Origin of the sequence: Saccharothrix sabaoui, assembly GCF_051756985.1 — a bacterium.
Taxonomy (GTDB): Bacteria; Actinomycetota; Actinomycetes; order Mycobacteriales; family Pseudonocardiaceae; genus Actinosynnema.
Genome location: NZ_JBPKJK010000086.1, coordinates 1 through 21442, shown reverse-complemented (window position 1 = coordinate 21442; position 21442 = coordinate 1). Strand labels below are relative to the sequence as shown.

General features: G+C 72.7%; 18 protein-coding genes, 1 tRNA gene and 1 other RNA gene. 7 read left to right on the top strand and 13 right to left on the bottom strand.

The window, feature by feature from the left end:
* Positions 1-35: 35 nt before the first annotated feature.
* Positions 36-608, top strand: coding sequence for a TIGR03086 family metal-binding protein (locus tag ACR807_RS24665; protein ID WP_438923774.1), 573 nt, complete (start codon positions 36-38; stop codon positions 606-608).
* 112 nt (positions 609-720) lie between these two features.
* Here the strand turns inward: ACR807_RS24665 and ACR807_RS24660 are convergent, their stop codons facing one another.
* From ACR807_RS24660 to ACR807_RS24640, 5 genes are read right to left on the bottom strand one after another with little or no spacing between them, the layout of a single operon-like run.
* Positions 721-1857, bottom strand: a complete 1137-nt coding sequence (locus tag ACR807_RS24660; RefSeq protein ID WP_438923773.1) for an ABC transporter ATP-binding protein — start codon at positions 1855-1857, stop codon at positions 721-723.
* Complete coding sequence (locus ACR807_RS24655) at positions 1854-2849, bottom strand: ABC transporter ATP-binding protein (RefSeq protein WP_438923772.1); 996 nt, start codon at positions 2847-2849, stop codon at positions 1854-1856. The genes ACR807_RS24660 and ACR807_RS24655 overlap by 4 nt, the downstream gene beginning before the upstream one ends.
* 4 nt (positions 2850-2853) lie before the next feature.
* Entirely contained in the window at positions 2854-3786 is a 933-nt protein-coding gene (locus tag ACR807_RS24650) for an ABC transporter permease (protein ID WP_438923771.1), read from the bottom strand.
* Between the two features lie 5 nt (positions 3787-3791).
* A complete protein-coding gene (locus ACR807_RS24645; protein WP_438923770.1) occupies positions 3792-4796 on the bottom strand; it encodes an ABC transporter permease in 1005 nt (334 codons plus the stop codon).
* A gap of 38 nt (positions 4797-4834) precedes the next feature.
* Complete coding sequence (locus ACR807_RS24640; protein WP_438923769.1) at positions 4835-6517, bottom strand: ABC transporter substrate-binding protein; 1683 nt, start codon at positions 6515-6517, stop codon at positions 4835-4837.
* Positions 6518-6749: 232 nt separating this feature from the next.
* Here ACR807_RS24640 and ACR807_RS24635 point away from each other — a divergent pair, with 232 nt between their 5' ends.
* Positions 6750-9995 (top strand): AfsR/SARP family transcriptional regulator, encoded by a 3246-nt coding sequence (locus ACR807_RS24635; protein ID WP_438923768.1) that lies wholly within the window; start codon positions 6750-6752, stop codon positions 9993-9995.
* A gap of 203 nt (positions 9996-10198) precedes the next feature.
* On the opposite strand, the gene ACR807_RS24630 is transcribed toward ACR807_RS24635, so the two are convergent.
* The 5 genes from ACR807_RS24630 to ffs all read right to left on the bottom strand — a co-directional run bounded on the left by ACR807_RS24630 (position 10199) and on the right by ffs (position 14005).
* A complete protein-coding gene (locus ACR807_RS24630) occupies positions 10199-10681 on the bottom strand; it encodes a uridine kinase family protein (RefSeq protein WP_438923767.1) in 483 nt (160 codons plus the stop codon).
* The gene (recR, locus tag ACR807_RS24625) at positions 10678-11271 is read right to left on the bottom strand and encodes a recombination mediator RecR (RefSeq protein WP_306744319.1); all 594 of its coding nucleotides are present in this window, start codon (positions 11269-11271) and stop codon (positions 10678-10680) included. Before recR ends, ACR807_RS24630 begins: the two co-directional genes overlap by 4 nt.
* A complete protein-coding gene (locus ACR807_RS24620) occupies positions 11271-11618 on the bottom strand; it encodes a YbaB/EbfC family nucleoid-associated protein (RefSeq protein ID WP_438923766.1) in 348 nt (115 codons plus the stop codon). The genes recR and ACR807_RS24620 overlap by 1 nt, the downstream gene beginning before the upstream one ends.
* Before the next feature lie 53 nt (positions 11619-11671).
* Positions 11672-13879: a DNA polymerase III subunit gamma and tau gene (locus tag ACR807_RS24615; RefSeq protein WP_438923765.1), complete on the bottom strand. Its 2208-nt coding sequence runs from the start codon at positions 13877-13879 to the stop codon at positions 11672-11674.
* A gap of 31 nt (positions 13880-13910) precedes the next feature.
* Positions 13911-14005, bottom strand: an RNA gene (gene ffs / locus ACR807_RS24610) — signal recognition particle sRNA small type.
* Positions 14006-14091: 86 nt separating this feature from the next.
* Between ffs and ACR807_RS24605 the strand changes: the two genes are divergently transcribed.
* Both ACR807_RS24605 and ACR807_RS24600 read left to right on the top strand, forming a co-directional pair.
* A complete protein-coding gene (locus tag ACR807_RS24605; RefSeq protein WP_438923764.1) occupies positions 14092-14391 on the top strand; it encodes a hypothetical protein in 300 nt (99 codons plus the stop codon).
* A complete protein-coding gene (locus ACR807_RS24600; protein WP_438923763.1) occupies positions 14385-14660 on the top strand; it encodes a hypothetical protein in 276 nt (91 codons plus the stop codon). Before ACR807_RS24605 ends, ACR807_RS24600 begins: the two co-directional genes overlap by 7 nt.
* A 6-nt stretch (positions 14661-14666) precedes the next feature.
* On the opposite strand, the gene ACR807_RS24595 is transcribed toward ACR807_RS24600, so the two are convergent.
* Positions 14667-15599: an iron-siderophore ABC transporter substrate-binding protein gene (locus ACR807_RS24595; RefSeq protein WP_438923762.1), complete on the bottom strand. Its 933-nt coding sequence runs from the start codon at positions 15597-15599 to the stop codon at positions 14667-14669.
* 144 nt (positions 15600-15743) lie between these two features.
* Here ACR807_RS24595 and ACR807_RS24590 point away from each other — a divergent pair.
* Together ACR807_RS24590 and ACR807_RS24585 are read left to right on the top strand one after the other, a co-directional pair.
* Positions 15744-15828, top strand: a tRNA-Ser gene (locus ACR807_RS24590).
* Between the two features lie 113 nt (positions 15829-15941).
* Positions 15942-16352: a hypothetical protein gene (locus tag ACR807_RS24585; RefSeq protein ID WP_438923761.1), complete on the top strand. Its 411-nt coding sequence runs from the start codon at positions 15942-15944 to the stop codon at positions 16350-16352.
* A gap of 56 nt (positions 16353-16408) precedes the next feature.
* On the opposite strand, the gene ACR807_RS24580 is transcribed toward ACR807_RS24585, so the two are convergent.
* Complete coding sequence (locus ACR807_RS24580) at positions 16409-18898, bottom strand: DUF8508 domain-containing protein (RefSeq protein WP_438923760.1); 2490 nt, start codon at positions 18896-18898, stop codon at positions 16409-16411.
* Positions 18899-19265: 367 nt separating this feature from the next.
* Between ACR807_RS24580 and ACR807_RS24575 the strand changes: the two genes are divergently transcribed.
* Positions 19266-19754 carry an SRPBCC family protein gene (locus ACR807_RS24575; protein ID WP_438923759.1) on the top strand — a complete coding sequence of 163 codons (489 nt, stop codon included), beginning with the start codon at positions 19266-19268 and terminating at the stop codon, positions 19752-19754.
* A gap of 9 nt (positions 19755-19763) precedes the next feature.
* Here ACR807_RS24575 and ACR807_RS24570 read toward each other — a convergent pair whose 3' ends face one another.
* Positions 19764-20675, bottom strand: coding sequence for a glycosyltransferase (locus tag ACR807_RS24570; protein ID WP_438923758.1), 912 nt, complete (start codon positions 20673-20675; stop codon positions 19764-19766).
* Positions 20676-21442: the final 767 nt, after the last annotated feature.

Sequence of the window (21442 nt, the reverse complement as noted above, 5' to 3'; positions counted from 1 at the left end):
TGTACGATCGTTCGTACAACTAGAAGGGTGGGCGAATGGATCTCCTGGACCTGCACGCGTCGTCGATCGCGCTCAACGAGGAGCTGTGGGCCGGCGTCACCGGGGAGCGGCTCGACCTGGCGACGCCGTGCGAGGGCTGGACGGTGCGCGAGCTGATGCGCCACCAGGTGGACATGGCGCTGAAGTTCACGGCGGGCGCGCGCGGCACCACGCCGGGGGAACCCGCGGACGACGACCCGCTCACCGCGTACCGGGCGGCGTCGGCCGCCGCCGCCGGGGCGTTCCGGGAACCGGGCTTCCTCGACCGCGCGGCCGAGTTCCCCGGCTACGGCACGCGCCGGGGCAGGGACCTGGTGGCCGCGCACTTCGTGGACAACCTGGTGCACGCCTGGGACCTCGGCCGGGCGCTGGGGTTCGACCCGGCGCTCGACGAGGAGCTGGTCGGGGCCGCGGTCCGCATGGCGCGGCACTACCCGACGACGCCGGACGTGCGGGGGCCCGGGGGCGCGTTCGCGATGCCGGTCGCCGTGCCGGAGGACGCGCCGGCCACGGATCGGCTGGTGGGCCTGCTCGGCCGCTCACCGCACTGGACGGCCCCGGCGGCCTGACACCGGTCGGGGGGCCGGTCGAGGGCCCGACACCGGTGGGGGCCGGTCAGGGGGCCCGGCACCGGTCGGGGCGCTTCCACAGGGGGAGGCGCCCCGACCGGTGCGGTGCGCGCTACGGGTTGAGCGCCTCGGTCACCGAGGCGGGGCCGACCAGGGGGATGTCCGGCGAGATGCCGTCGTCCTCCGCGACCAGCACGGCCTCGACCTCGTGCGGCCGGACCCTGCCCGCGCGGATGTCCTCGGCCCAGTGGCACGCCACCTTGTGGCCGGGCAGCACCTCGCGCAGCGCGGGCCGCTCGGTGTCGCACTTCGTCGCCTGCTTCCACGGGCACCGCGTGTGGAACCGGCACCCGGTCGGCGGGTTCGCCGGCGACGGCAGGTCACCGGTCAGCAGGATGCGCTCGCGGCGGTCCTCGACCAGCGGGTCCGGCACGGGGATCGCCGACAGCAGGGCCTTGGTGTACGGGTGCAGCGGCTCGGCGTAGAGGTCGTCCGAGGTCGCCTCCTCCACCAGGCCGCCCAGGTACATCACGCCCACCCGGTCGGAGATGTGCCGCACCACGGCCAGGTCGTGGGCGATCACCAGGTAGGTGAGGCCCAGCTGGTCCTGGAGCTCCTCCAGCAGGTTCACGACCTGCGCCTGCACCGACACGTCGAGCGCCGACACCGGCTCGTCGGCGATGATCAGGTCGGGCTCCACGGTGAGCGCGCGGGCGATGCCGATGCGCTGCCGCTGGCCGCCGGAGAACTCGTGCGGGTACTTGCGCAGCGACGTGGACGGCAGGCCCACCGACGACAGCAGCTCGCGCAGGCGCTTGCCGGTCGCCTCCTTGCCCTTGTCCAGGTCGTGCGCCCGCAGGCCCTCCACCAGGATCGACTCCACCGACTGCCGCGGGTCCAGGGACGACATGGGGTCCTGGAACACCATCTGCATCCGGCGGCGCATCCGCCGCAGCTCCTCGCCCTTGAGCGTGGACAGGTCCGCGCCGTCGAAGACGACCCGGCCCGCCGTGGGCTCGGTCAGCCGCAGCACCGCGCGGCCCAGCGTCGACTTGCCGCAGCCGGACTCGCCGACCAGGCCGTACGTCTCGCCGCGCCGCACCGCGAGGTCCACGCCGTCGACCGCGTACACGTGGCCGACGGTGCGGTCCAGGACCACGCCGCGCTTGATCGGGAAGTGCACCTTGATGCCCTCGACGGACACCAGGGTGTCGGTGTCCACCGGGGACTGCGGGGTGGCCGTGCTCACACCGGCACCTCCTCGACCTGCGCGGGCTTCACCGGGTTGTGGCAGCGCAGCAGCCGCCCACCGCCGATGTCCTCCTGCTCGGGCGTGACCTGCACGCACACGTCCAGCCTGTTCGGGCAGCGGGGCGCGAACGCGCACCCGTGCGTCCACGGGATGTTGTCGGCCACCGAACCCCGGATCGGGTTCAGCCTCTCCCCGCGCGGCGCGTCGAGCCGCGGGATCGACGACAGCAGGCCGTGCGTGTACGGGTGGCGGGGCTGCGCGAACAGCTCGTGCCGCTGCGCCTTCTCCACCACCCGGCCGCCGTAGAGCACGTTGACCTCGTCGCACAGGCCCGCGACCACGCCCAGGTCGTGCGTGATCATGACGAGCGCCGTGCCCAGGTCGTTCACCAGCTCCTTGAGCAGGGCGAGGATCTGCGCCTGGATCGTCACGTCGAGCGCGGTGGTCGGCTCGTCGGCGATGAGCAGGCGCGGGCGGCAGGCCAGCGCGATGGCGATCAGCGCGCGCTGGCGCATCCCGCCGGAGAGCTGGTGCGGGTACTCGGTGAGCCGCCGCTTCGGGTCGGGGATGCCGACCTTGTCCAGCAGCTCGGCCGCCTCGACCATGGCCTTCTTGCGCGGCAGGTCGCGGTGCCGCTCCAGCACCTCGGTGACCTGCAACCCGATCGGGATCACCGGGTTCAGCGACGACAGCGGGTCCTGGAACACCATGCCCAGGTCGCGGCCGCGCCGGTCCCGCATCTGGCGGTCGGACAGCGCGAGCAGGTTCTCGCCCTCGTAGTTCACCGTGCCGCTGACCCGCGCGCCGCGCTTGGGCAGCAGGCCCATGATGGCGAGCGACGTGACGGACTTGCCGCACCCCGACTCGCCGACCAGGCCCACGGTCTGGCCGGGCTCCACGTCGAAGCTCACGTGGTCGACGGCGGTGAAGGGCTGCTCCCCCTTGCGCTCGAAAACCACGGTGAGGTCACGGACTTCCAGTAGTGGCACGACTTCACCGCCTGCTCTTGGGGTCGAGGGCTTCGCGCAGGGTCTCGCCCATCAGCGTGAAGCCCAGCGCGACGACGATGATGCAGCCCGCCGGCCAGAACGCCAGCTGCGGGTGGGTGTCGAAGACGTTCTGCACGTCGCCGAGCATCTGCCCCCACTCCGGGATGCGGTCGTCGGGGTTGCCCAGGCCGAGGAACGACAGCGCCGCCGCGTCGATGATGGCCGTGGCCAGCACCAGCGTGGACTGCACGATCACCGGTCCGAGCGAGTTGGGCAGCATGTGCCGGAACACGATGGCGCCCGGCTTCACGCCCAGCGCGGTCGCGGCCAGCACGTGGTCGCTGCCCCGCTGCGCGAGCATCGAGCCCCGCAGCAGCCGCGCGAACACCGGGATCTGCACCACCGCCACCGCCACGATCACGGTGTACTGGTTGGGCCGCGCGAACAGCGCGCTGATGCTGAACGCCAGCAGCAGGCTGGGCAGCGACAGCATGACGTCGACGATCCGCATGACCACGGAGTCGACCCAGCCGCCGAACGCGCCGGCCAGCGTGCCGAGCGTAAGCCCGCCCGCCAGGCCGATGATCGTGGCCAGCACGCCCACGATCAGCGTCTGCTGCGAGCCGACGAGCATCCGCGACAGGAAGTCGCGGCCCTGGAGGTCGCCGCCGAGCGGGTGACCGGGCTGGGGCTCCGGGATCGCGTTGCGCGCCTTGACGACCTGGTCGATGAGCATCGGGTCGGCCGGGTCGTGCGGCGCCAGCCACGGCGAGAGGATCGACACCAGCACGAACAGGGTGATGATCCCGGCGCCGGTGAGGAACACCGGGCTGCGCCGCAGGGTCCGCCACGCGCTCGCGGCCAGGCTGACACCGGCGTCGGCGCCGGCCTCGGCCAGCTTGTCGATGCGGTCTTTCTTGCGGGTCGGAGTGACCATCGCGGCTACCTCGTCCTGATCCGCGGGTCGATGAGCGCGTACGAGAGGTCCACCAGCAGGTTGACCACCACGTACACGACCGTGGCCATGATGATCAGCAGCAGGAGCACCGGGTAGTCGCGTCTCTCGAACCCGATGGCCAGCGCCTGGCCCACGCCGGCGAAGGAGAACACCTTCTCGGTGAGCACCGCGCCCGCCAGCAGCGCACCGGTCTGGAGACCGATGGTGGTGACGACCGGGAGCATCGCGTTGCGCAGCACGTGCCTGCGGCGGATCACCGGCGAGGTGAGGCCCTTGGACTCGGCGGTGCGCACGAAGTCCTCGTCGAGCACGTCGAGCACCGCGGCCCGGGTGATCCGGAAGACCACCGCGAACGGGATCGTCGCCAGCGCGACGGCGGGCAGGATCAGGTGCTCCAGCGCGTTGAGCGCCGCGTCCCACTCCTGGGTGATCACGCCGTCGAGGACGAAGAACCCGGTCACGCGCGTGGCGTTGATCGCGTCCTGGCGCCCCTCGGTGGGCAGGCCCAGCGCCGAGGACAGCACGTCCTTGAGCACGTAGGCCAGGAAGAACACCGGCACGGCCACGCCGAGCAGGGAGCCCGCGACGCTGAAGTTGTCGAACCAGCCGCCGCGGCGCTTGGCCGCCATGTACCCCAGCGGGACACCGACGGCGATGGCGATGACGATGGCGAAGAAGCTCAGTTCGATCGTGGCGGGGAAGCGCTGGATGAAGATGTCGAGCGCCGAATCGCCGGGCTGCACGCCCGTCGAGACGCCGAAGTCGCCCGACAGCGCGCGTCCGAGGAACTTGAAGTACTGGACCAGGATCGGCTGGTCCAAGCCGAGCTGTTTGGTGAGGGCTTCCCGCGACTCGGGCGTGGCGCGCTCCCCCAGGAGGGCCGAGACCGGACCTCCCGGGAGAGCGCGGAGCCACGCGAAGAGCAGCAGGGACAGCACCAGCACCACGCCGACCAGCTGGATCAGCCGTCGGATCGTGTAGCGGAGCATTGAGCTACCCCGTCGTCTCTATCTGGAGTTGAGCGGACTCAGCCCTTGCTGGCCGGGCCGAACCTCTCGTCGGTCAGCGGACTGGGCACGAGGCCCTTGATGTCCGACTTCAGCACCAGGGCCGGCGGCGAGTGGGACACCGGGACGGCCGGGAGGTACTCCTCCATGATCTTCTTGTTCAGGTCCTCGTACATGCCCTTGCGCTTGCCCTCGTCGGGCTCCGAGTTGGCCGCGGCCAGCTCGTCGGCGAGGGTCTGGCCCCAGGCGGACGCGCCGGTGTTGAAGCGGTTGTCGGTGCGGCCGAAGAACGTGCCGATCCAGTTCTGCGGGGTGCCGTTGTCACCGGTCCAGCCCAGCATGAACAGGTCCGGGATGCCCTGGTCGACGTCGGTCAGGTAACCGCCGTTCCACGGCTTCGAGGTGACGTTCAGCTTGATGCCGGCCTTCTCCAGGTCACCGGCGATGGCGGCCTGCAGGTCCTTCGGGCTCGGCATGTACGGCCGGGTGACCTCGGTCGGCCAGTAGAAGTTCAGCGTCAGGTCGGACGCGCCGGCCTCGGCGAGCAGCGACTTGGCCTTCTCCGGGTCGTACTTGACCTCGGTGATCGAGCTGTTGTAGCCCTCGACCGTGTTCGGCATGAACTGCGTGGCGACGGACGCGCCCTCGGGCAGCTGCGACTTGACGAGCTGCTCGCGGTTGATCGCGTACATGAGCGCCTGGCGGACCTTGAGGTCCTGGAGCTTCGGGTTGTTCTTCTGGTTGATGCCCAGGTAGAGGACGTTGAACGCCGGGCGCACCGCGACGTTGAAGCCCTTCTCCTTCAGGCCCGGCCAGTCCGCCGCGTTCGGCAGGTCGTAGCCGTCGATGTCGCCGGCCTCCAGCGCCTGCTTGCGCGCCGTCTCGTCCGGGATGATGCGGAAGACGACCTTGTCGAGCTTCGGCTTCCCACCGTGGTAGCCGTCGTTGCGCACCAGTTCGACGACGTTGTTCGCCTTGTCGAACTTGGAGAACTTGAACGGGCCGGTCCCGGTCGGGTGCTCGTTCGCGTAAGCCGGGTAGGTGAAGCTGTCACCGGCCGCGACGACGTTGTCCGCGTCGTACTGCTTGAGCGCCGCGGGGCTGGAGATCGAGAACGACGTGAAGCCCAGGACCGACGGGAACTGCGAGGTGGCCTCGTTCAGTTCGATGACCGCGGTCTTCGCGTCCTTGGCCGCGCAGGACTTGTAGAGCGACGGCTTGTCGGGGGTGTCCGCGAAGCCGCCGAAGTTGTCCAGCCAGTACTGCGAAACGGCGTCGGACTGGCCGGCGCCCTTCTGGTTGTACCAGCGGTCGAAGTTGTAGCACACCGCTTCGGCGTTGAAGTCCGTGTCGTCGTGGAACTTCACACCTTCCTTCAGTGTGAACGTCCACGTCCTGCCGTCGGTCGACGACTCCCACTTGGTCGCCAGGGCCGGCTCGACCTCGGCCGTGCCGGGCTTGAAGCCGACGAGACCCTCGTACATCTGGCGGGAGACGCGGAACGTCTCGCCGTCCGTGGCGTAGAACGGGTCGAACAACTTCGGGGCACCTGCTGCGCCGAAGGTGAGCGTGCCGCCGACCTGCCCCGCCCCGGAGTCGCCGTCCCGCTCGGATTGAGCGCAGGCGGACAGTGCGAGCGCGGCTACGCCGGTCAGGCCGATCGCGGCCGTCCAACGGCGCCGAGCCGTTCGGGAATGAACCATCAAACACCCCTAGGGAAATTCCGGGATCTCACGGTGTGGTCACGGACCCTAACCGGTCCCCGCAACCTTCCACGTCGTCGCAGGTCACGATCCGGCCACGTGAATGAGCATTCTCGTACGAGCGGTCGACACCCGCTGACCCAACGTGACGACGGATGATCGGGCAAACGCTCTCCTACGCTGTACAACGGACAACGGGGAAACCCGCGCGCGCGTGGACGGGAGGTCGCCGGTGAGCCCAGTGGTCGAGTTCCGCCTCCTCGGGCCGCTCCGGGTGCTCGTCGACGGCGAGCAGGTGGTGGTGCGGGCGGGGCGGCAGCGGTCCCTGCTGGTCTCGCTGCTGATGCGCGCCGGCGCCGGTGTCTCGGTCGACGAGCTGGCGGAGCACATCTGGGGCGCCGAACCACCCGCCCGGGCGCGCGGCACCCTCCAGACCTACGTGATGCGGCTGCGGCAGGTGCTGGGACCCGCCGTGCCGATCCGCACCGTCCCGGACGGGTACCTGATCGACGTCGACGAACGCACGATCGACGTCATGCGGTTCGAGCAGCTGGTCGAGGAGGGCGAGCGGGAACGGGCCGCGGGCGGGCTGGAGGCGGCGTCGGCGATCTTCACCGCGGCGCTGGCGCTGTGGCGGGGACCGGCGCTGGTCGACGTGCCGTCCGAGGTGCTGCACCGCGACGAGGTGCCGCGCCTGGGCGAGCGGCGGCTGCACGTCGAGGAGCGCCGCGTCGAGGTGGACCTGGAGCTGGGCCGGCACGCCGAGCTGGTGCCCGAGCTGTCCCGGCTGACCAGCGAGCACCCGCTGCGCGAGCGGCTGTGGGCGCAGCTGATGGTGGCCCTGTACCGGTCGGGGCGGCAGGCCGACGCGCTCGGCGCGTACCGCCGGGTCAGCGGGCTGCTGGCCGAGCAGCTGGGCATCGACCCGGGCGACGAGCTGCGGCGCGTGCACCAGCAGGTGCTGAGCGGCTCGCCCGCGCTCGAACCGCGCCCGGCGGCGGCCACCGCGGCCCGCGACCGGGTCGTGCCCTCGCAGCTGCCCGCCGACATCGGCGACTTCGTCGGCCGCGGGCAGGCCGTGCAGCTGATCGAGGCGCTGCTGAGGACCGCGCAGGGCGTGCCCGTGGTGACGCTCGCCGGGCCGCCCGGGGTGGGCAAGACGGCGCTGGCCGTGCACGCCGCGCACAAGATGCGCCACTTCTTCCCCGACGGGCAGCTGTACGTGAACCTGCGCGGGTACGCCCAGGGCCAGCCGCTGAGCGCCGTCGACGTGCTGCCGCGGTTCCTGCGGGCGCAGGGCGTGCCGCCCGAGTCGGTGCCGCTGGACCAGGACGAGCAGGAGGCGATGTTCCGGTCGCGGCTGACCGACCAGCAGGTGCTGCTGGTGCTGGACAACGCGGCCAACGCCGAGCAGATCCGGCCCCTGCTGCCGGGCTCGCCGGGGTGCGCGGTGCTCGTGACCAGCCGCGACACCCTGCGCGGCCTCGCGGTGAGCCACGCGGCGTCCAACGTGCGGCTCGACGTGCTGGACCGGGCCGAGACGCGGGCGCTGCTGGCCGGGATGCTCGGCGAGGAGGTGGTCGCGGCGCAGGCGGGGGCGGCCGACGAGCTGGCCGAGCTGTGCGCGCACCTGCCGCTGGCGCTGCGGATCGCGGCGGCCAACCTGCTGTCGCGGCCGGAGACCACCATCGCCTCGTACGTCGAGGAGCTGCGGGCGGGCAACCGGCTGGCCGCGCTGGCCGTGGAGGGCGACGAGCGGGCGGCCGTGCACGCGGCGTTCGACCTGTCGTACACGGCGCTCAAGCCGGAGCTGGCCTCGCTGTTCCGGCTGCTCAGCCTCGCGCCCGGCGACATCACGCCGGACGTGGCGGCGGCGTTGGGCGGGCTCACCGCGCAGGACGCGCGGCGGCGGCTCGACCGGCTGGCCACGGCCAACCTCGTGGACAACCACGCGCCGGGCCGCTACCAGTTCCACGACCTGCTGCGGGACTACGCGGCCGAGCGGCTCGCGTTCGAGGACGACCCGGCGGAGAGCGCGCAGGCCACCCGCCGGCTGCTGGACTGGTCCATCCGTTCGGTGGACAACGCGACCGACGCGTTCAAGTCGACGCTGCTGCGGCTGCCGCGCACCGACGTCGTGGCGGGCGTGACGCCGCGCCTGTTCACCACCTCGGGCGAGGCGCTGACCTGGCTCGACGCCGAACGCGCCAACCTCGTGGCGCTGGTCGTGCACGCGGCCGACCGGCAGCCCGACCGGGACGTGTGGCAGCTCGCCGACGCGTTGCGGCGGTACTTCTACACGATCGGGTTGCCCGCGGAGTGGCTGGCGACGGCCAAGGCCGGGCTGTCCGTCGCGCAGGCCACCCAGGACGCGGTCGGCGAGGTGGCGATGCTGTCCTCGCTCGGCACCCTGTACTGGGTGATCGGGCAGCACCGGGTGGCCGTCGACTACTTCCGCCGCGCCATCCCGATCCAGCAGCGCACCGGCGCGTCACCGGCCGTGGAGGCGGCCGTGCTGGCGAACCTCGGCGCGGTCTACATCGAGGTCGCCGAGCTGGAGCAGGCCGCCGACCACCTGGAGCGGGCGCTGGTGATCACCCGGTCCATCGGGGCGCTCCAGCAGGAGGGCATCGCGCAGCTGAACCTCGGCGGCGTCTACATGCACCTCGGGCAGCTCGACCGGGCCGTGTCGTCGTTCGAGGGGGCGCTGGACGTCGGCAACCGGCTCGGGGCGTGGATGACGCAGGCCGACAGCCACCGGGCGCTGGCCGAGGCGCACCTGTTCCTGGGGCAGCCGGAGCGCGCCGCGGAGCTGTACGAGCGGTGCGGGGAGCTGTACGAGCGGGCCGGCGCGCGGCGGTTCGCGCACTTCTCGCACGAGGGGCTGGCGCTGACCTACGTGATGCGGGGCCGGTTCACCGAGGCGGCGCGGGAGGCCGAGGAGGCCGTCGCCATCGCCGAGGAGATGGGCCTGCTCAAGGGCCTGTGCGACGCGAAGAACGCCCTGGGCGAGGCGCTGTGCGGCCTGGGGCGGCTGGAGGAGGCCGTGGACCGCACGACCGAGGCGCTGCGGACGGCCGAGGAGACCGGGTACCCGCTGGGCACCAGCGCTGCCCGGCGCAACCTGGCCCTCGTCCACCGCGCGGCCGGGCGGCTCGACGAGGCCCGCTACTCGGCCGGGCAGGCCCTGGACAGCGCCGTCCGCTACCGGCTGCGCGTGGCCGAGGTGGACGCCCTCGCCGTCCTCGGCCGGGTCCGGCTCGACCAGGGCGACGTGCCCGGGGCCCTGGACCTGGCGCTGCGCTGCCTGGAGCTGAGCCGTGCCACGGGCCAGCGCTTCGTCCACGCCCGCGCCGCCCACCTGGCCGGCGATGCCCTGGCCGCCACCGGCGACCTGGCGTCCGCCCGCCCCCACTGGCAGGCGGCCCGCGACTGGTACACCGCGATCGGCTCCCCCGAAGCCGCCACCCTCCCCTGACCCCGCGAGTCATGCGCTCACGACCCGCGAGTCCAACGCTCGCGACCCGCGAGTCATGCGCTCAGAGCCCTCGTGTCATGCGCTCGTGCTCACCGGCAGGCTCGGGTAACCGCGCCGAACGCATGACACGAGGGTCATGAGCGCATGACTCGCGGGTCGTCAAGGCATGACTCGCGGGTCGTGAGCGCATGACTCGCGGTGGGTCAGGTGTGGATGGTTTTGGTGGCTCGGGAGGGGGTGTCGTCCACGGCGAACCAGCCGCGTTCGAAGGACTGCCAGCGCTCCAGGTGGCGGCGGCTCGCTTCGCCGTCGCGGGCCACGGCCCGGGCCAGGCGGGTCGCCGGGTCCGGGTGCTCCACCCAGATCGCCTCGTCCAGGCGGGCGGCGATCCGGCGGCGGGCGGCCGAGACGCCCTCCAGGACGAGGACGGGGGTACGGGGAACGGTGACCCACTCGCCGAGGCGGGGCCAGCCGGCCGACCAGTCCATGCGCTGGTAGCGGCCCTCCTCGCCCCGCCACAGGGGTTCGAGGACGCCGTGCAGCAGGCGCGGCCACCAGGCGACCGGGTCGGCCCAGGTCGCGAAGTGGTCCGTCGGCACGACGTGCGCGCCGAGGTCGGCCGCCAGGTCGCGGGCGACCGTCGACTTGCCCGAGCCCGACGGCCCGTCGACCGCGATCAACCTCACATGCTGCGCCGGCCGGACAGCGCCCGGCCGAGGGTCAGCTCGTCGGCGAACTCCAGGTCGCCGCCCATCGGCAGGCCGGAGGCCAGCCGCGTGACGGTCAGCCCCGGGAAGTCGCGCAGCATCCGCACCAGGTACGTCGCCGTCGCCTCGCCCTCGGTGTTCGGGTCGGTGGCGATGATGATCTCGTTGACGTCCGTGCCGATGCGGGTGAGCAGCTGCCGGATGCGCAGCTGGTCCGGCCCGACGCCCGACAGCGGGTCGAGCGCGCCGCCCAGGACGTGGTAGCGGCCCTTGAACTCACGGGTCCGCTCCACCGCGAGCACGTCCTTCGGCTCCTCGACCACGCAGATCAGCGTCAGGTCGCGGCGCGGGTCGCGGCAGATGCGGCACGTCGTCTCGGCCGAGACGTTGCCGCACACGTCGCAGAACACCACGCCGTCCTTGACCTTCTGCAACGCGTCCTGGAGCCGGCCGATGTCGGCGGGCTCCGCGGCGAGGAGGTGGAAGGCGATGCGCTGCGCGCTCTTCGGACCGACGCCCGGCAACCGGCCGAGCTCGTCGATCAGGTCCTGGACCGGCCCCTCGTACATCAGCCGAACAGCTTCCCGAGACCGCCCAGGTCGTCCATCCCGCCCATGCCGCTGGCCAGCGGGCCCATCTTCTGGGCGGCCAGCTCCTGGGCGGCGCGGTTCGCGTCGCGCACGGCGGCGACGACGAGGTCGGACAGCGTCTCGACGTCCTCCGGGTCGACGGCCTTCGGGTCGATGTTCAGGCTCTTGAGCTCGCCGCCACCGGTCACCACGGCGGTGACGAGGCCGCCACCGGCGGTGCCGGTGACCTCGGCCTCGGCCAGCTCCTGCTGCGCGGCAGCGAGCTGCTGCTGCATCTTCTGCGCCTGCTGGAGGATCTGCTGCATGTTGGGCCCACCGGGTTGCACCGCGGGTTCCTCTCTTCGGGGTTTGCCGCCGTTCACCAGCGTAGTCGCGTCGATCAGCCCTTCAACGGGCGAGCACCCAGCTCGTCGGCGAGGAGCTTGAGCACGATGGCCTCGGGGTCGGGCCGCTCGCCCAGGTCCTCGGACGGCAGGGCCGCCTCGGCGAGCATCTCCTCCTCGTCGACCGGCTCCGGCGGGAGGGGGTCGTCGGGTTCGGGCGGCTCCGGGGGCGGCGGCACGTCGTCCACCGGCGGGCGTGGCGCCTGCCGGGTCGGCTGCTCGGGGGCGCGCTGCGCCTGGGCCTGGCTGGGCCTGGTCGGCGCGGGCCGCTGCGGCTTCGGCGGGGCCTGCCGGGTGGGCGCGGTCGCGGCCGGGGCGTCGCCGTGGACGCACTTCACCTGCCACGTGCCGCCCAGGACCTCGGCGAACGCGGTGGCGATGGCGTCGGCGTTGCGCGGTTCGGCGAGCCGGCGGGCCAGCGGCGCGGAGGTGTGCGCCAGGGTGATCGTGGTGCCGTCGACCTCGGCGACCGTGGCGTTGGTCAGCATCGCCTCGGTGCTGCGGCTGGCGTTGCGGACCACGCCCAGGAGTTCGGACCAGCGCCGGCGCACCTCGGCCGCGTCGACGCCGCCGGACGCGCCCGTGCCGACGGACGGGCCCGTGCCGCCGGCGGGCTGGGCGGCGGGAGCCGCCACCTCCGGGGCCGGGTCGGCGGGCGGGGGCGGCACCTCGACCGGCCGGGTGGGTGCGGGGTCGGGACGCGCCGGGGCCTGCTGCATCGCCGCGGACCGCAGCACGGGCGGCGGGGGCGGCGGGCCTGCCGGGGCGGGTGGGCCCGCCGTGCCCGTCGGACCTGCCGGGACCGCGGAGCCCTGAACGGCGGGAGCCTGGGCTACGGGGGCTTGCACGGCGGGGGCCGGGGCTGCGGGGGCCCGGGCTGCGGAAGCCTGGGCGGCCGGTACCTGAGCCGCGGGCGCCGGGGCGGCGGGGGGCTGGGCGGCCGGGGCGGGTGGGGTCGGGTCCGCGGCGCGTTGCGACGGGCGCTGGAAGCGGGGCTCGACCGGCTGACCGTTGGTCGCGCCGCCGGCCGCGCCACCGCCGGCGGGCGGGCCGTGGCGCTCCAGCTGCTCCAGGCGCTGCAGCAGGCCCGACTCGGCGTCGCCGACCGAGGGCAGCAGCATCCGCGCGGCCACGAGTTCGAGGACCAGCCGGGGCGCGGTCGAACCGCGCATGTCGGTGAGGCCGGCGTGCAGGACCTCCGCCCACCTCGTCACGGTCGCCGGGCGGGTCGCGTCGCGCTGGGCGAGCATCTTCGCGACCTCGTCGTCCGGCGCGGTGACCAGGTTGCGCGTCGCCGCGTCCGGCACGGCGTGCAGCAGCACGAGGTCGCGCAGGCGGTCGAGCAGGTCGGAGGCGAACCGGCGCGGGTCGTGCCCGGCGTCGACCAGCCGGTCGATCGTGCCGAACACGGCCGAGCCGTCACCGGTGGCGAGGCCGTCGACGAACTCGTCGATCAGCGCCACGTCCGTCACGCCGAGCAGCGCGATGGCCCGGTCGTAGCGCACGCCCTCCGGGCCCGCGCCGGACAGCAGCTGGTCCATCACCGACTGCGTGTCGCGCGCCGACCCGCCGCCCGCGCGGATGACCAGCGGGAACACCGACGGGTCGACGGTCACGCCCTCGTCCGCGCAGTTGCGCTCCAGCAGGGCCCGCATCGCGCCCGGCGGGATCAACCGGAACGGGTAGTGGTGCGTGCGCGAGCGGATGGTGGGCAGCACCTTGTCCGGCTCGGTGGTGGCGAAGATGAAGATCAGGTGCTCGGGCGGTTCCTCCACGATCTTCAGCAGGGCGTTGAAGCCCTGCGTGGTGACCATGTGCGCCTCGTCGATGATGAACACCCGGTAGCGGGACTCGGCGGGTGCGTAGAACGCCTTGTCGCGCAGCTCGCGGGCGTCGTCGACACCGCCGTGGCTGGCCGCGTCCAGCTCCACCACGTCGACGCTGCCGGGGCCGTTGGGCGCGAGGCCGACGCACGAGTTGCACTCGCCGCACGGGTCGGGCGTGGGGCCGTTCACGCAGTTCAGCGAGCGGGCGAGGATGCGGGCGCTGGACGTCTTGCCGCAGCCGCGCGGCCCGGAGAACAGGTACGCGTGGTTGACCCGCCCGGCACGGAGCGCGATGCGCAGCGGGTCGGTGACGTGCTCCTGCCCGACCACCTCGCCGAAGGTGGCCGGTCGGTACTTGCGGTAGAGGGCGAGCGCCACGCCGGGGACCTTACCGGGAGGGTCCGACAAAAGAAGGGGACCCCGTGCACCCACCAGAGCCCGCTTATCCTTGCTGCCTTCCGGCCCTGGGGAGGTTCGCGAGATGTGTGCCGCACGAGGTCCGCAGTCAGTGTAGCCGGTCCCCTGGACGCCCCGTCGCCCTGCCCGGCAAACTCCTCACCGGAACCTTCTGCACTCGGTGAAGGAGGAACATGAAGACAGCTCTGGTCCTCGCCGGCGCGGCCCTGCTCCTCGGCGCGGGCACCGCGGCGGCCGACCCCGTCCCACCCCGGCACGCGGTCGTCGTCTGCGACACGGCCAGCTTCTACGGCAACTACGACCACTCGTCCGGGCCCGTCGGCTTCAAGCGGACCCTGACCCGCGGCAACAAGATCGGCCACACGCCCGGCGCGCACCCCGTCTACAACGGGTGGGCGGCGAGCATGGACTTCGGCCCGAACGACTGGGGTTATCTCCGGATCGAGTGCATCGGGGGTTACGACTCGTGGTGAGGACAGCGGCCGTGCTGGCGGTGGCGGTCGCGCTGGTCGCGACCGCCACCCCCGCCCGAGCGGCCAACGGCACCGTCGGCGAGCGCGAGACCGTGTGCGCGCAGGACCTCTACGTGCGCACCGCGCCGAACGACGGCCCGTGGATGGGCACGCTCTACAAGGGACAGACGTTCCTCGTGAAAGGACCGAAGACCGGGAACTACGTCTACGGCTTCGCCTACGGGCACATCAACGCCCACGGCTGGGTCGTCGACGGCTGGTTCTGCTGAGACCCCTCAGAGGCCCAGCTCCCGCGCGAACAGCGGCACGGCCTTGTCGAGCGCGTAGGCCGTGCCCAGGGACGACCCGCTGGAGAAGGCGTTGACCAGGTCCTCGTCCTCCAGGACCAGGGCGTTCGCCGGAACCAGCGGGTTGGCCTTGAGCGCGCTCGCGTCGCCGCCGATGGGGAACAGCACGGGCAGGTCGGCGTTGAGCAGGTCGAGCCGCTCGGCCGAGATGTCCACGTAGAACGTGCCGGCCGCCAGCGCCTCGACGTCGGCGCGCGGCGTGAAGCCGATGGCCTTCATGAAGTCGGTGCGCGAGTCGCCGGAGACGTACGCGCCGAACTTGCCGTCGAAGAACGCGCCGACCACGGTGGACCTGCCGTCGAACTTCCTGCTGTCGGCGAACTTCGCCTCCAGGTCCTTGACGACCTTCTCCCCCTCGGGCACCTTGCCGAGCGCCTTGGCGACCAGCTCGACCTGCTGCTTCCAGGTCGTGCCGTACGGGATCACGTCCTTGGGCGCGCCGATGGTGGGCGCGATCCTGGACAGCGTCTCGTGCTTCTTCTCGTCGTTGTCCGACCGGGTGTTGAGGATGAGGTCGGGCTGGAGCGCGGCCACCGCCTCGTAGTCGATCTCGGTGGTGCCGAGCAGCTTCGGCGCCTCCTCGTACAACCCGTCCGCCCACGGCCCGACGCCGTTCCCGCCGAACGCCAGCCAGTCGCTCGCGCCGACCGGCCGCACGCCGAGGGCGAGCGCGGCCTCCGCGTCGGACCAGCCCAGCGCCACGACGCGCGTCGGCGGCTCGTCGATCGTCACGGGACCGAACCGGGTGTCGACGGTCACCGCCGTTCCCCGCTCGGCGTTCTGCCCGCCCTCCGGTTCACCACCGCCGCCGCAGGCGGCCAGCAGCAGTGCGGACAGTACGACCACGAAACCACGCTTCACCTTGCACCTCCTTAGGTGAGCCTAACCGAACACATCGCCCACGGATGCACGCGCGGGCCCGCGTCACAGCGGCGCGGGGCGGTCGGGCAGCCCGGCGACCACCCGTTTTGGGGACCGCCGGTGGGCTCCGTTAGACTCGGCGGCGGAGGATTCGCATAGTGGCCTAGTGCGCACGACTGGAAATCGTGTTGGGTTAACCCCCTCACGGGTTCAAATCCCGTATCCTCCGCCGCACAGGACCCCGGCACCGTCAGGTGACCGGGGTCCTGTCGTTCCGGAGCAACCCCGCGGACTTCCCGTGCGTGTACCCAGTGATCGCACTCGATCACTGGGAGGAACCGCATGAGGATCGCCAAGACGATCGCCGCCGTCGCGCTGGCCGCCGCGGGCGTGCTCGCCGGGAGCGCAACCGGGAACGCCACCGCGAGCGCCGCGCCCGCGGACGGGTGGGACCCGAACGCGCCCTACGGCGTCACCACGTGGCACTACGTCAACCAGAGGTCGTGCCCGTCGTCGGCGTGCGCGTACCTGGGCACCATCCCCGCCTGGACCACCACCATCGCCTACTGCTGGTACCAGGGGGAGCCCGTCACCGACGCCGGCATCACGAACGACGTCTGGCTGCTGGTCAGCCTCCAGGACGGCGGCCAGAAGTGGGCGAGCGCCGTCTACTTCCAGGGCGACGCGTACGCCGGCCTCCCCGGCCACGCGGCGTGCCGCGACCACAACCTGCCCCGCCCGCAGGCCGCCTGACCCGATGACGAGGCCCCCCGGACGGCGTGTCCGGGGGGCCTCGTCACGTCGGTCGCCTACGGGCGGGGCAGGCACTCCAGGACGTCCTCCAGCAGGAAGACGACCTTGTCGACGTTCGCGTTGCCGGTGCTCGGGCGCAGCTTGACGACCTGCGGGTCGTGGTCGCTCGCCTGGTCGGCGAACTCGGCGTTGATGTGCACCACGTCGTAGCGGTACCGGGTGATGTTCGAGCTGATCAGGATGTGGTCGAGGGTCTGCGAGTTGCCCTCGAACACGTAGCTGTACCGCTCGGCCGCCGGGAGGGTGTCCATCAGGGCGACGACCTGGCCGCCGGCGGTGAGGGTCTTCACCGCGGGCGAGAACTGGTAGTCGTTGATGTCACCCGCGAGGACGACGTTGGCGCCCTTGTCGACCGCCTTCACCTGGTCCACGAAGCCCTTGAGCAGCGCGGCCTGCTGGGCCCGCTGCACCTCGGAGCCGCGCACCGGCTCCTGGTAGCGGCCGTGCATGGCCTGGTCGCCGCCCTTGGAGTTGAAGTGGTTCGCGACCACGAACACGGTGCGGCCGCGGAACTTGAACTCGCCGGCCAGCGGCTTGCGGCTGCTGTTCCACGCCGGGTCGGCGGGGGCGACGCGGCCCGGCGACACCGACAGCGCGGCGCGGCCCTGCTGCTTCACGACCGACACCGGGGTCGTCGCGTCGCCGCCCGGCCGGTCCACGAAGGACACCCGGGCCGGGTTGAACAGGAACGCGACCCGGATGTTGCCGCCCGGCTCGCCGCCGTCCTGCTTGTTCGCGGGGTCGACCTGGCGCCACCGGTAGCGCGGACCGCCCGCGGCGGCGATGGCGTCGGTGAACTTCGTGAACGTCAGGTCCGCGGCCACCGTGCCGTCGTCGACCGCGCCGTTGTTGTCCTGGATCTCCTCCAGCACCACGACGTCCGGGCTCGCCAGGTTGTGCACCACGGCGGCGGCCAGGCGGTCGAACTTCGCCTGGTCGTTGGTGGCGGCCAGGTTCTCCACGTTGTAGGTGGCCACGGTCATCTCGTAGCCGCGCTGCGCGTCGGTCTTCTCCGGCTGGGTGCCGCCGGGGACGTGCTCGCCGACCGACTTGGCGGCCAGGGTGTAGCCGCCGAAGTTGGTGTACTCGACGTTGCCGACGGTCGCGCCGCGCCACACGTCGCCGACGTTGCTGGTGGTCGGGGCCGCCGCACCGGGCTTGACCTTGATCCGGCCGCTGTTGGGCTGGTCGTAGCCGAGGTAGATCGTGCCGCCGCGCGCGGTCGGGTTCTGGTCCGGCAGGGTGGTGATCCACGTCTCACCGAAGCTGTTCGTGGGGCCGACCACGCGGGCGTCGTCCACCTGGACGTACATGCCCTCGCGGGACTCGAAGTAGTCCTGGCCGTAGGTCGCGGGGTCGAGCGGGAGCGCCTCGACGCTGCCGCCGCCCGCGGTGGGCAGGTAGCCGGCCGGGGGCTTGAGCACCTCGGGGGCCGGCAGGGCGTTGCCCCTGGACCGCACGGTGACCGTGGCGGACGTGATCTCGGTGAGCGTCTGGTTGCTGTTGCTCGCCGCGTCGCCGGCCGGTCGGTACTCGGCGACCGTGCCGGAGACCAGGACGTCGTCGCCCGGTTCCACGGTCGGGACCAGGCCCGCGGTGTAGACGAACACGCCCTCGCTGGTGCGCGGGTCGGCGTCCGGGGCGGTGTCCTGCACCCAGAAGCCGCGGTCGCCGGTGGCGCGGGTGGCCGTGACGACGCCGGGGACGCCGGTCACCTTCTGGCCGACCAGCGGCGAGATGCGGGTCGTGCCCTGGACGTCGCGGATGCGCTTGTCGCCGGGCCCCGGCTCGGGGTCGGGGTCCGGCTCGGTGCCGCCGGGGCCCTGGCCCGCGGCGTTGACCGGCGTCGGCGCGCCCACGGCGAAGTCGGTGGCGTTGTCGTCGGTGTCGGTCAGCGCCGGGCGGGCGGCGGACGTCGTGCTGCCCAGGTTGCCGGTCGGCGTGCCCTCGCGGACCACGGCGGCCGTGCCGTAGCCGACCAGGTCGCGGACGCGGGCGTCGGCGGCGCAGTCGGCGGCGGTCTTGCAGGTGAGCGCGGTCGTGCCGGCGACGAGGGCGATGGTGCCCCCGGTGCCGCTCATCGCGATCGTGCCGGTGGCGTCCGGGGCGGGCAGCTCGACCGTGCCGCCGGAGCCCTTGGACTCGGCCACGAGGAACCGGCCGCCGGCCGCGATCGACCCGGTCAGCGGCGTGACCTGCCACGTGCTCGCGGCGCTCGCGCTCGCCGGCAGGTACTGGACGCTCCAGCCGTCCACCGCGACCGCGCTCGCACCGCGGTTGGCCAGCTCGACGAAGTCCTGCGTCAGCGTCGCCCCGGAGTTGCCGCCGCCGCCGTAGACCTCGGCGATGAGGGCGTCCGGGCTCGGTGCGGCGACGGCCGGCGCGACGAGGGCGAGCGTCACGGCGGAGGCGGCGGTCGCCGCCAGTCCGAGGCGCAGCGGAGTGGGTCTCAAGGCTTCCTCCGGGAAGTTGGCGGGTTCGCGCATCCTCCCCGGATCGGGTGAACGACGGAAGACACCGTGACTAACGGTTAACCCTTGACGCTTCACTCGAACGTGTGTTCGACCGTAGGGTAGGGTTCTCGACGTGCCGATCCGGTGGCCCTCCCAGCGCCGGCAGGCACGCCGCACCCGACAGGGGCGCCGGGCCGGGACCTGACGAGGTCGGGGGCCGGCGCCCCTGTGCGGTCGGCTCCGCCACACATCCCGCCGCACCACGTCCCGCCGCACCACGTTCCACCGGCCCCACATCCCACCGCACCGCCCGCACCGCGCCGCCGTGCACCCGATCGGACCCGCCGCGCGCCCGACAGGGCGCATCGCCGTGCACCCGTTGAGCGCAACGCGCCGGGACGTGCGACGTTGGACCTCCAGCACCCAGGCGGAGGAGGTCGCGGTGCCCAGCTACGACAAGTCGGTCGAGGTCTCCGTCCCGGTGTCCGTCGCGTTCGCGCGGTGGACCGAGCCGAAGCTGTTCCCCCGGTTCATGCCCGGCGTGGAGCACGTGACGCAGGTCGACGCCGACCACCTGCACTGGATGACCGGCTTCGGCGGGTTCCAGCGCGAGTTCGACGTGGAGATCACCGAACGGCGGCAGGACGAGTGCATCGCCTGGCGGACCACCGGCGGGGCGCACCACACCGGCTCGGTCACGTTCACCGCCCTGGACGAGGGGCGCACCCGCCTCGAACTGCACCTGGACCACCGGCCCAGCGGCGCGCTGGAGACCATCGGCTCGGCGGCGGGGGTCGTGGGCGCCCGGCTCCAGGGCTACCTGAACGGGTTCAGGAGGTACGCCGAGGAGGAGTACGCCGACGGTTCCCGATCACCCGAGGTGACCTGACCGGCGGGCTCAGGGAATCACCCGACCGGGGTGCAGCACGGCGCGCAGCTCCGCGAGCGAGCGCTCCAGCAGGCGGGCCTCGAACTCCTGCGGGGCGTGCCGCCCGGGGTCGTACTCCGCCATGAGCCCGTGGACCGAGTCGAACCACCCGCCCAGCCGCGCGGCGGTGTCGGCGGCGACCCGGTCCCGCCGGACCGCGTGGTCCACCAGCAGGTCGAACTCCTGCCGCACCAGGTCGGGCTTGGGCCGCTGCGGGTTGGTCCAGTCGTCGGCCAGGACGGGGCGCAGGCGCACCGCCTCCTCGTTCCAGTGCAGCAGCAGCGCCAGGTCGGAGGTGAAGCCGTCGGGCAGGGTGTCGGGCCACAGCTCGCGCACCGCGGCGCGCTGCCCGGACCACGGCGTGGAACCCACCTTGGGCAGCAGCTCGGGGAACAGGACCCCGGCGAGGGGGGCGAAGAACCCGCACAGCCACAGCTGCGGGTAGAGCGGGCGCCAGTACAGGTCGGAGACGGTGGCGTCGGCCACCCCGCTCAGGATCGGCGCGACGAGCAGCGGCACCAGCGGCGGGTCGCCGTAGTAGCGGACGTCGCCGTCCACCAGGCAGATCACGTCCCCCTCGGCCGCCGCGACCCCGGCGAGCACCGCCACGCCCTTGCCGAGCCCCGTCTCCACCACCGTCGCGCCGGCCGCCGCGGCGAGCTCGGCCGTGTCGTCCGCGCACCCGCTGGCGCTGACGACCACCTGCCCCGGCACGCCGAGCGCGGCCAGCCCCCGGAGGGACTCGGACACGACGTCGGCGATCGTCGCCGCCTCGTCGTGCGCGGGGACCACGACGCTCACGGACGCCGCTTCCCGCGCGCGCAGGGTGCGGCGCGCGACGAGTTCGAGGCCCAGGGCCGGGTCGATGGGCGGCAGGGTCATCGTGCCGCTCTCCGGAGGAGGGGGCGGGACGCCCGTTCACACAGCTCAACGAGGTACATCGGTCTCCCGTGAACGCGCCTGGCCGTCAGCGAACGCCACCACGGGCGCAACCGCGGTGCACGGCGCCCAAGCTAACCCCGGGGCACGTGGTGCCGGGTGGTGGGTGTCCGGCCGTAGTTGTGCGGTGCGCGCCGGTGGTGGGACGTGGTGGTGTTCCCCGGTGGTCCGTCGAACCGGCGGATCGGGATGAGGTGGGCGTGGCGACGGGCGGAACCGCGGGGACGGACGACCCCGTCGTGCCGGGGGTTCGGCAGGACGCGGGCGTGTCGGGGTTCGGGACGTGGCCGGTGCGGGTGGGTGTGGTGCCGTTGACGGCGGACTCGCCGGCTGGCGCGCGAAAGCTGCTGACTGATCCTGCACCGAGATCCGCGAACCACCAGCACCAGTCGCAGAACTCGTTCACGCAGCTCGACGAGGTACAGCGGTAGCCACACCATTGGGCATCCCTGAGGACGCCGCAGGTCCACACCTGGGCTGCCTGATCCCCGGTCAGCGTGATCCGAAACGCCACCGGCGACCACCTGCACCCGAGTCGTCACCCGATCGAATGATCCACCGGAGTGAACACGCGACGTGAAGTGAACTGATCAGCACGGGCAAGTGCCCCGCCCTTGCTTCGCCTCTCCATAGGGCTCTCGGGACGCTCTGCACGGCGCCCCACGGCCTCGGGCGCACCTCGCCCGTCCCATCCACGCGGCGATCCGCCG